The organism is Microvirga sp. 2MCAF35 (genome assembly GCF_052115545.1).
Taxonomy (GTDB): domain Bacteria; phylum Pseudomonadota; class Alphaproteobacteria; order Rhizobiales; family Beijerinckiaceae; genus Microvirga.
Genome location: NZ_JBFRGW010000031.1, coordinates 42,080 through 51,233, shown reverse-complemented (window position 1 = coordinate 51,233; position 9,154 = coordinate 42,080). Strand labels below are relative to the sequence as shown.

Annotated in this window: 4 protein-coding genes; 3 read left to right on the top strand and 1 reads right to left on the bottom strand. The window is 57.5% G+C overall.

The window, feature by feature from the left end; all coding sequences use genetic code 11:
* Positions 1-679 precede the first annotated feature (679 nt).
* A complete protein-coding gene (locus AB4097_RS15745; protein ID WP_442041179.1) occupies positions 680-3,688 on the bottom strand; it encodes a bifunctional diguanylate cyclase/phosphodiesterase in 3,009 nt (1,002 codons plus the stop codon).
* A 936-nt stretch (positions 3,689-4,624) separates the two neighbouring features.
* On the opposite strand from AB4097_RS15745, the gene AB4097_RS15740 reads away from it, so the two are divergent.
* The 3 genes from AB4097_RS15740 (at position 4,625) to AB4097_RS15730 (ending at position 9,153) form a co-directional block, all read left to right on the top strand.
* Positions 4,625-5,311, top strand: a complete 687-nt coding sequence (locus AB4097_RS15740) for a response regulator transcription factor (protein ID WP_442041176.1) — start codon at positions 4,625-4,627, stop codon at positions 5,309-5,311.
* A gap of 555 nt (positions 5,312-5,866) precedes the next feature.
* Positions 5,867-8,662 (top strand): hybrid sensor histidine kinase/response regulator, encoded by a 2,796-nt coding sequence (locus tag AB4097_RS15735; RefSeq protein WP_442041174.1) that lies wholly within the window; start codon positions 5,867-5,869, stop codon positions 8,660-8,662.
* Between the two features lie 2 nt (positions 8,663-8,664).
* Positions 8,665-9,153, top strand: a complete 489-nt coding sequence (locus tag AB4097_RS15730) for a chemotaxis protein CheW (RefSeq protein ID WP_442041185.1) — start codon at positions 8,665-8,667, stop codon at positions 9,151-9,153.
* Position 9,154: the final 1 nt, after the last annotated feature.

Sequence of the window (9,154 nt, the reverse complement as noted above, 5' to 3'; positions counted from 1 at the left end):
CGGCGGATCATTTCCGCTCGACCCAGCCGGGTCGTGCGGGCATTCTGGTGCGGGTTGTTCATCTCTCAGGTCCGTCAGGGGTTCGTGTCGCAACGACCACCTTCAGGCCCTCAGACGGGATGAACAACCTCCTCAGATCTCACATCTAGAGCATGAGAGCCTAATCCCGTATCGCGCCAACTCTTGTCCATGGCTCTCCGGGAAATTTAGCCGGTCCTGACGATTTCCAGGAGGGATTGAGCCAAATGGTCATAGTCAAAAGGCTTTTCCCAGCGAGGAATGCCTGCGTAAGCTGAGGGAACTGATGCTGGAGCAAAACCCGTCGTGAATACGAACGGGACACCTTGCTCGAGGAGGGTATCTGCAATCGGGAATGCGGTGGATCCACGCAGATTGATGTCGAGGATCGCAGCATGGATCTTCTCCTCGGCGAGCCCTTTGACGGTATCGCTCCTTTACGAGACTTATACGAATGGCCTCAATGATAACAGAAGTGAAGGGGTGCGCATTCCAAATAGACTCTCCTGGCAAGATGCTCGTTGTGAAGGGTTCTAACATGAGGGGTGCTGGCTTCATTCGCCATGGTAGCATTGTGGCTCATGAGAACGGCCCGTGGCAGAGAAGCATGCCTTGGCTTCACTGCGCCGCCCATCTCAGGCGACGGACAGGAATCGCTTCATTACATAAAGATTTGCTCGCTTGGCGGCTTTTCGTGCCGCGCCAGGCGCGGCTTGATGAGCATCGCGTTCCAGCGTTTCAGAAGGTCCGGGATATTCGAGGCAGCCATCGGCTTCGCATAAAGATAGCCTTGAGCATGGTCGCAGCCCAATTCACGCAATCGTCGCGCTTGACCATGTGTTTCCACGCCTTCAGCCGTTACTTGAAGCTTCAGGCTTCGGCCAAGGCTGATGACGGCCGTGATAATCGCCTCGTCGTCTGAATCCTGCTCCAGGTCTCGCACGAAGCTGCGGTCGATCTTGATGTGATCTACTGGAAACTGCTTCAGATGAGTCAATGAGGCATAGCCGGTGCCGAAATCATCGAGTGCAATCTGGACGCCGTTGTTTCGGAACTGTGCAAGGGCAGAGGAAACGTGATCGGAATTTCTTCCGAGGAGAACAGTTTCCGTCACCTCCACCTCGAAGGAGGTTGGTGGAACCTTAAGCCAGTCGAAGGTTCTCAGCATGTTATCGACGAGATTTGAACGGCCAAACTCGGCCGCAGACAAATTGAGCGCGATGCGGCCGAACGGAAGATCCTGATCGATCCATTGACGCACGTCGGCGGCAACCTTCGAGGTCAGGATCTTGCCAATGGAAACCGCAATCTCATGGTCGTCGAAGACCGCTCCGAAGAAGTTCGGCGTCAGAAGGCCTTTCGTGGGATCCTGCCAGCGCGCCAGTGCCTCGAGGCCCACAATCTCACCTGTCGCGAGACTTACCTTCGGCTGATAGAATGGGATGATCTCGTCATTGGCGATTGCCTCACGCATGCCGCGCCCGAGGGAGACGCGCTGCTCGATGACTCTGCGCATTTCAGGCGAATAGGTAATGACCCGGTTACGTCCCTGGGATTTTGCCTGGTACATCGCAATATCCGCATCCTTGACTAGTTCAGCGGGCGTCCCGTCATGGTCCGGAAAAGCCGCGATGCCGATGCTGACCCGACTGACGAGTGACCGCTTCTGATAGGTGAATGGCTGGCGCAGCATCTCCGCGATCAAGGTGCCTAGACGTGTGGCATTCTCGAGCCTCAGCGGATCGATGACGAGCACGGCAAATTCGTCACCGCCGATCCGGGCTACGGTGTCGCAGCTGCGGACCATCGCAGACAGGCGGCGCGCCGTCTCCTGCAGCAAGGCATCCCCCGCATCGTGGCCCAGGGTGTCGTTGATGTCCTTGAAGTCATCGAGATCGATCAACAGTAGACTTACGCATGTGTCGTTCTGCTTGGCTGCTGTAAGGGCTGCCTCAAGCCGTCGCTGGAAGAGATTCCGGTTGGGAAGGCTTGTCAGCGCATCGTGATTGGCTGAACGCCATATCTCTTCCTCCGCTTCCTTCTGCTCGCTGATGTCGAAGGTCACGCCAAAGATCCGATCAGGCCCCGCCCTTTCTGCACGTGCTCGCAGCCAGCGGATCGCGCCGCTCGGCATGACATAACGACATTCGATGGAGTCTGAGCCGCTAACTTGGATCCTTTGCAGAAAATCTTCTACCTTCTGGCGATCATCGGGATGAAGCCCTGTCAAAAAGGTCTTGTCAGTTCCAGATTGGATTCCGAGAAGTGCGAGCGCATTCTCGGACCGTGTCGTGGTCCCCGTCTGCGGATTGAACTCCCACGCGATCATTTGGGCCGCTTTCAATGCAAGTTGAAGGCGCTCCTCACTCTCGGTCAAGGCCTGTTCAGACTGCTTGCGCTCATGAATGTCCAGGGCAATGCCGAACCATTGTTCGACCTTGCCCTGCTCATTCTTGAGGGGCTCCCCTCTGACGATGAACCAGCGGTGCATCCCATCTGACGCGCGCCGTAGTGGCATCTCCATTTCGAAGGGGACGCCCCTCCTCATGGAGCTCTCCCACAGCTCCAGAGTTCTTTCACGGTGCAGAGGATGGATGACCGAGCGCCACTCCGTACATCCTATGACGGATCCTAACCCTGTATACTCATACCAAACGTCGCTGCAGTAAGTGAATTCGCCATTCGCATCGCTGAACCAAACGATCTGTGGCGACGTGAAAGAGAGCGGCATAGCCTCGACGAGGGTACGGAGACGCCTTTCGCTTTCGCGCAGGTGCTGCTCCACCCTTCGAAACTCAGTCATGTCGCGAGAGACGCATAGGCACCCTTGAGGGAGTCCGTCCCGTCCCATGATGGACGTCACGATGACATCCCACCACTTCTGTAGGCCTGTCGCCGTTGCGCAGGATGCTTGAAAACGTCCGGTTCCTCCGGCTCTGGCCTTCTCCAACGCTTCGGATGCGTCCTTCGCGGCAATGCTGTCCCACAACGATGTCCAGGCGCGGCCTTCCATCGAGCCGAAGTCTGCCACCTCCATTGCGCGCAGGCCAGCCTGGCTTATGAAGCGGAGGCGCCCCTGCAGGTCGAAGGCCATGATACAATCGTGTGAACTTGCCAGCAGGCGTCGCGTGAACTCCTCTCCGTCCGCTGCTGTCCTCGTGGCGAGCTTCAGCTCGAGTTGCGTCATCACGGTCTCAGCGAGAGACGTCAGAGCCTCCTCCTGCTTCTTGCTCAGGCCAGATGGGCGCGCGTTGCGATCCAGCACGCACAGCATTCCAAGTGGCAAGCCGCCTTTCGTCCTTAAAGGCGCTCCGGCATAGAACGCCGGTACCATGCCGCTATCCGCGGCGGTTCTGCGGCCGAACCGGGGATCGGCAGCAATATCGGGAACGATGAATACACCTGGTTCGTGAATGGCATGGTTGCAAATAGAGAATTCGCGAGGCGTCTCGGCGATTTCAATCCCAATCTTGGATTTGAACCATTGCCTATGCTCGTCGAGAAAAGAAATGAATGCAATCGGCGTATCGCAAAGCTGAGCCGCGATCTTGGCGATGTTGTCGAACGCGACCTCCGGCGCCGTGTCCAGGATGTCGTATTTCTGGAGCGCAGCAAGGCGGTCGACCTCCTCCCAGGGAGGCAGATTGCTGGGGCCAGGATAGTCCATCATTTGAAAATCTGTCCGCTCGGAGCGTCTGGGTTGTTTGGGGCATGTCGGAATTTAACCGACGCAACGGAACTGCATCATGCATCGAGAGTCACTCGATCCGTTGTTCACACAACATCCGGGCTCGTAACCGGTAAAATGGCAAAGCGTCATGCCGCCCGATAAACAGGGCGCGCCATAGTGCTGAGCGATCTATTGTCCGCAATCATCTGAACTATAGTCGGCTCAAGGAATAACGTTCTCCTTGGACTAGGGTCAAGAAGCAGCAAAGTCTCTCGGGAATTTACGGTTAACGATCTTTAGCTGTTCAGAGAACATGGATTCATTGAAGCCACTCCCACGGGGGGCTTTTCAAGCCACCGCACGTGAACGTATGCCTCACGCAATCTTCATGCGGCATAAAGCCATGGCTGGTTCATCGGCTGCTCAAGCGTTGTTCTGTAAAACCAGTGCGGCTCATCAGGGGCGTGGAAGTGGGACGAGCGTCGGTAACCCCAGCCCGCTGCCCCGGAAATCACACCCATCCGCCCGCGATTTTGAGGCGCAGGTGCGTGCACGAATAAGTGGTTCTGCGTACGCCAGAACTACGGGAACTACCTAGTTATAAACTTGCAAAATCTCTCCTGGGTATGAATATCTCGCAACCTTGGAACGCAAGCCGCAGAAAAACACCTGCCTTATCAGTTCGTTGCTTCCGTCGCGAGGGTACCATCCAACCGTTCGGCGATAGATGAAGGAGTTTAAGGGTCGCTTAAGGTTGGTTAAGGGGCATTAACCATAACCTAGAGAGCGCTCCCATTATTTACGTATTGTCTGCGCAGGCGCCAAATTATAGCTTCTCGACATGGCCGCAGAACACAAATGAGTTGAGTAAATAATTTCAGGCGGCATGTAAAAATACGTAAGACGCGCTTAATTATTAAGGCGGGGCAGAATAATATGTATATCGTCGTCGATGACCGGCAGATGGTTACGTCCGGATATGTTGCGAGCTTCAAGCGCGAAGGCATATCCTCTCTTGGCTTATATGCCGATGAATTTACCGATTGGCTGGAATCTGCGTCCGATGCGGATCTCGAGGCGGTTCAAGGCTTCGTCCTGGGCAGCTTCGAAGAGCGGGTTCACTCTGCTGAAAGCATCCGCCGCTATTCCAAGGCACCGATCATCGCGTTGAGCGATGTTCGCTCCCTCGAAGAGACGCTGGAACTCTTCACGGCAAAATTCGACGACGTCGTTCGTAAGCCCGTCCACGTTCGGGAAATCCTGGCCCGCTCGGAAGCCATCTGGAGACGGGTCAACGCAAGCGCCGGAAAGAGGGCGCAGAACGATACGGATCGCCTCAAGGTCTTCTTCGATGGCCGCGATCCTGAAATCGATGGGCTGCCGCTGTCACTTCCGCGTCGCGAGCGGCACATTCTCGAGTATCTGGTCCGCAAGCGAGGACATCGCCTGACCAAGAAGCAGATCTTCGACGCGGTTTACGGCATCTACAGCGACGATGTGGAAGACAGCGTAGTCGAAGGGCACATCAGCAAACTTCGTAAGAAGCTTCGGCAGCGCCTTGGTTACGATCCTATCGACGCAAAGCGGTACATCGGGTACTCCTACATTGGCGCGGCCTCCTAAGCTGGCGTTCCAGCGCTCGCCGGATACGGTGCGAGCCTTCAGATCTGAGACAAGCATCGAAACAGCGGCCGCGGTCACTGCTGAAGCATCATCCTTCACGGTGACCGTTCGTCTTTAGCGACCAAAATAAATCCAACTCTCTTCAACCCGTTAACTTTATTGCAGGAAACGGGCCGGTATTCTTCCTCAACGTCATGATTGAAGCTGTCAGGATGGGGTCAGCACTCCGGAACGACGCTCGCGGCCGACAAAGGCAGCCGAGCGAATCCAGGTCGCCTCTTCAGAAAAGATCGGCAAAGAGTCTGGCGTCGTGAAAGGCGTATCGGGGCAGGGCATGACAAGAAGAATAATGCCGATCTCAGTTCGGAAGCATTCGCGTTCGGACGGGATGTTTCTAGGCGGCTGAGTACGGATCAAAGTAGCTCCCCCGCCTTCCCAAGCATGGACATGACGTTCAGTGCTTTGTTGCCGGCGTGAAGGCCGCGCGATTCTCCATCTGATATGGCTTGATGATCAATGCCGATCAGTTCGCGTAGTAAGAGTTGAGACACGGCAATGGACGACCTTCTTCTTGAGTTTCTCACCGAGACCAACGAGCATCTCGAGACGGTCGATGTGGAGATGGTCCGCTTCGAACAGGACCCCAACAACGAAGCGATTCTCAGTAACATCTTCCGCCTGGTTCATACGATCAAGGGGACCTGCGGTTTCCTCGGCTTGCCTCGCCTCGAGGCTCTAGCACACGCGGCCGAGACCCTTATGGGCAAGTTTCGCGACGGCATGCCGGTTACGACACCTGCGGTTTCGCTGATCCTAGCAACTCTCGACCGGATCAAGGAAATCCTGGGTGAGCTGGAGCGCCAGGGTGCTGAGCCGGAAGGATCGGACAACGATCTGATCGAGCAGTTGGAAAGGATGGCCTTACAAGAGGCGTCTCCTGCCGAAGCTGCTCCTCAGCCGGCATCACCACAGGCATCGGGGCAATTGGTCTATCAGGTCCTCGAACGGGAGCTGCGACCAGGAGAAGTCTCGCTGGACGAGCTCGAACGGGCTTTTCAGGAGGCACCCGGCCCCGAAAAGGCATCGACATCTGGAAGCTTGACATATCAAGTGCTCGAACGGGCACTGAAGCCAGGCGAAGTGTCTCTCGACGAACTTGAGCGCGCCTTTCGGGAGGCGCCGGGACCAGCTCCGCTCGTCATCGAGAAGCCAGCCGCGCCTTCCGCGAAGACAGAGGCATCGGCTCCGCCTCCGCCAGCTGCCAAGAAGAATACCGACACGTCGGATTCGAACGAGGGCGGCGAGGGAATTGCCGGGAAGGTGCAAACCATCCGCGTCAATGTCGATACGCTCGAGCACCTGATGACCATGGTGTCGGAACTCGTTCTGACCCGTAATCAACTGCTCGAAATCGCTCGCAGGAGTTCCGAGGATCACGGCTACAAAGTGCCATTGCAGCGCCTCTCCCAAGTCACAGCCGAGCTGCAGGACGGTGTCATGAAGACCCGCATGCAGCCCATCGGCAACGCATGGCAGAAGCTTCCGCGTGTCGTCCGGGATCTCTCCAACGAGTTGTCGAAGAAGATCGAACTCGTGATGCAGGGAGCCGATACCGAGCTCGACCGGCAAGTCCTGGAGGTCATTAAGGATCCCCTGACGCACATGGTCCGCAACTCCGCCGACCATGGCATCGAGAGCCCGGCAGACCGTAAGGCCGCCGGAAAGACCGAGAAGGGAACGATCCGTCTCAATGCGTATCACGAGGGTGGGTCGATCACCATCGAGATCGCCGATGACGGCAAGGGGCTGAACTTTGCGGCAATCCGCAAGAAGGCCGTCGAACGGGGCATTGCAGGCGACGCCGAAGTGGAGCGGATGAGCGACGCCCAAGTGGCCAAGTTCATCTTCCATCCCGGCTTTTCGACCGCCGCGAAGGTCACGTCGGTATCGGGTCGTGGCGTCGGCATGGATGTCGTCAAGACGAATATCGAGCTCATCGGCGGAACTGTCGACATTCGTTCCGAACAGGGGCGGGGAACGACATTCACGATCAAGATCCCGCTGACGCTCGCCATCGTCGCGGCGCTCATCGTGGCCTCCAAGGACCAGCGCTTCGCCATTCCGCAGGTCGCCGTGTCCGAGCTCGTCAGGGTCTCTCCAACGTCGGAGCATTCCATTGAACGCATTAATGGCACTCCCATCCTTCGCCTGCGCGACCGGCTTCTGCCGATCGTCCCGCTTTCGAAAGTCATGAGCCTTTCCGGCGATGAAGATGCGAACCATGGCTTCGTGGTCGTGACGCAGGTTGCCCATCAGCGCTTTGGCATTCTGGTGGACGGCGTCTTCCATACGGAGGAGATCGTCGTGAAGCCGATGTCGTCCAAGCTGAGGCATATTCAGCTCTTCTCCGGCAACACGATTCTCGGTGACGGTGCCGTGGTGCTCATCATCGATCCCAATGGGCTTGCCAGGATGGTCGGTTCCGGTGCCGACACCAACGAGTTCCAGAGTGACGCGGGTCTTGAACAGACAGTCGCGGCGGCGGAGGAATTGACGAGTCTTCTCGTCTTCCGTGGCGGGGGCGAAAGCCTCAAGGCAGTGCCCTTGTCTCTGGTGACGCGCCTTGAGGAAATCGATGCGTCCACGATCGAATGGTCGAGCGGGCGTCCGGTCGTCCAGTATCGCGGACGCCTGATGCCGCTGGTCTCCTGCGACGAGGAACTCGCCATCAAGCGACAGGGCATGCAATCCCTGCTGGTGTTCTCCGACGGCGAAGTCTCGATGGGACTGGCTGTCGCCGAAATCGTGGACATCGTCGAAGACAGGCTCGATGTGGAGCTGCTCGCAGAACGCTCGGATCTGGTCGGATCCGCAGTCGTTCGCGGTCGCACTACGGAGATCGTCAACATTGCCCACTATCTCCCAATGGTGCTCGAGACATGGTCTCGCAAGGATCGGCGCAACGGGCCGGACAGGTCTCTGCTCCTGGTCGACAGTTCGACCTTCTTTCGTGACATGCTCGTCCCTGTCCTCAAGGCCTCGGGCTACCGTGTTCAGACGGCCTCGACGGCTCAGGAGGCCGTCCGCCTCCTATCCAACGGATTGCAGGTCGACGTGGTCGTCACTGATCTGGAACTCACGGGACACTCGGGCTTCGCGCTCGTCGCGTCCTTGAGGGCAGACCCGAATCACAGCGCAACGCCTGTCATCGGCATGACGGTCAAGCCCGACCCGCAGCAAATTGCCCTGGCAAGAAAGCTGCGCATCGCAGAAATCGTTTCGAAGATCGACCGGCGAGGGCTGCTCTCCGCATTGGCCGAGCTCAACGTATCGCTTGAAGAGGCTGCATGACCATGAAACCGATCGAAACGATCACGCCCGCCATGACCAAGGGAGCTTCCAAGCAGATGGAGTTCGTAACGGTCTCGGTTGCGGGGCAGCTGCTTGGCCTGCCGATCAGTCGGGTTCACGATGTTTTCGTCGTCAGCGAGATGACGACCGTGCCACTGGCGCCTGGAGAAATTGCAGGCCTTCTGAATCTGCGTGGCCGGGTGGTCACCGCGGTCTCGCTGCGCCGGCGTTTGGGCCTTGGTGATTCCGGCGGGACAGAACGGCGCATGGCGGTTGGGCTTGAAAACCATGGCGAGGCCTATGGCCTGCTCGTGGACGAGGTCGGAGAGGTTCTCAAGCTCAACCCGGATGAGATGCAGCCCAACCCGGTTCACATGGATCGAGGCTGGGTCGGCCTGTCGCAAGGGGTGCATCAGCTGCACGACAAGCTGCTGATCGTCCTGGACGTGGATGCCGTCCTGTCATTCGAAACCGAGCGGGAAGCTGCGTAAG

Coding starts and splice junctions, on each gene's coding strand:
- AB4097_RS15745 (WP_442041179.1), bottom strand. CDS start 3,688: ATGATGGACTATCCTGGCCCCAGCAATCTGCCTCCCTGGGAGGAGGTC.
- AB4097_RS15740 (WP_442041176.1), top strand. CDS start 4,625: ATGTATATCGTCGTCGATGACCGGCAGATGGTTACGTCCGGATATGTT.
- AB4097_RS15735 (WP_442041174.1), top strand. CDS start 5,867: ATGGACGACCTTCTTCTTGAGTTTCTCACCGAGACCAACGAGCATCTC.
- AB4097_RS15730 (WP_442041185.1), top strand. CDS start 8,665: ATGAAACCGATCGAAACGATCACGCCCGCCATGACCAAGGGAGCTTCC.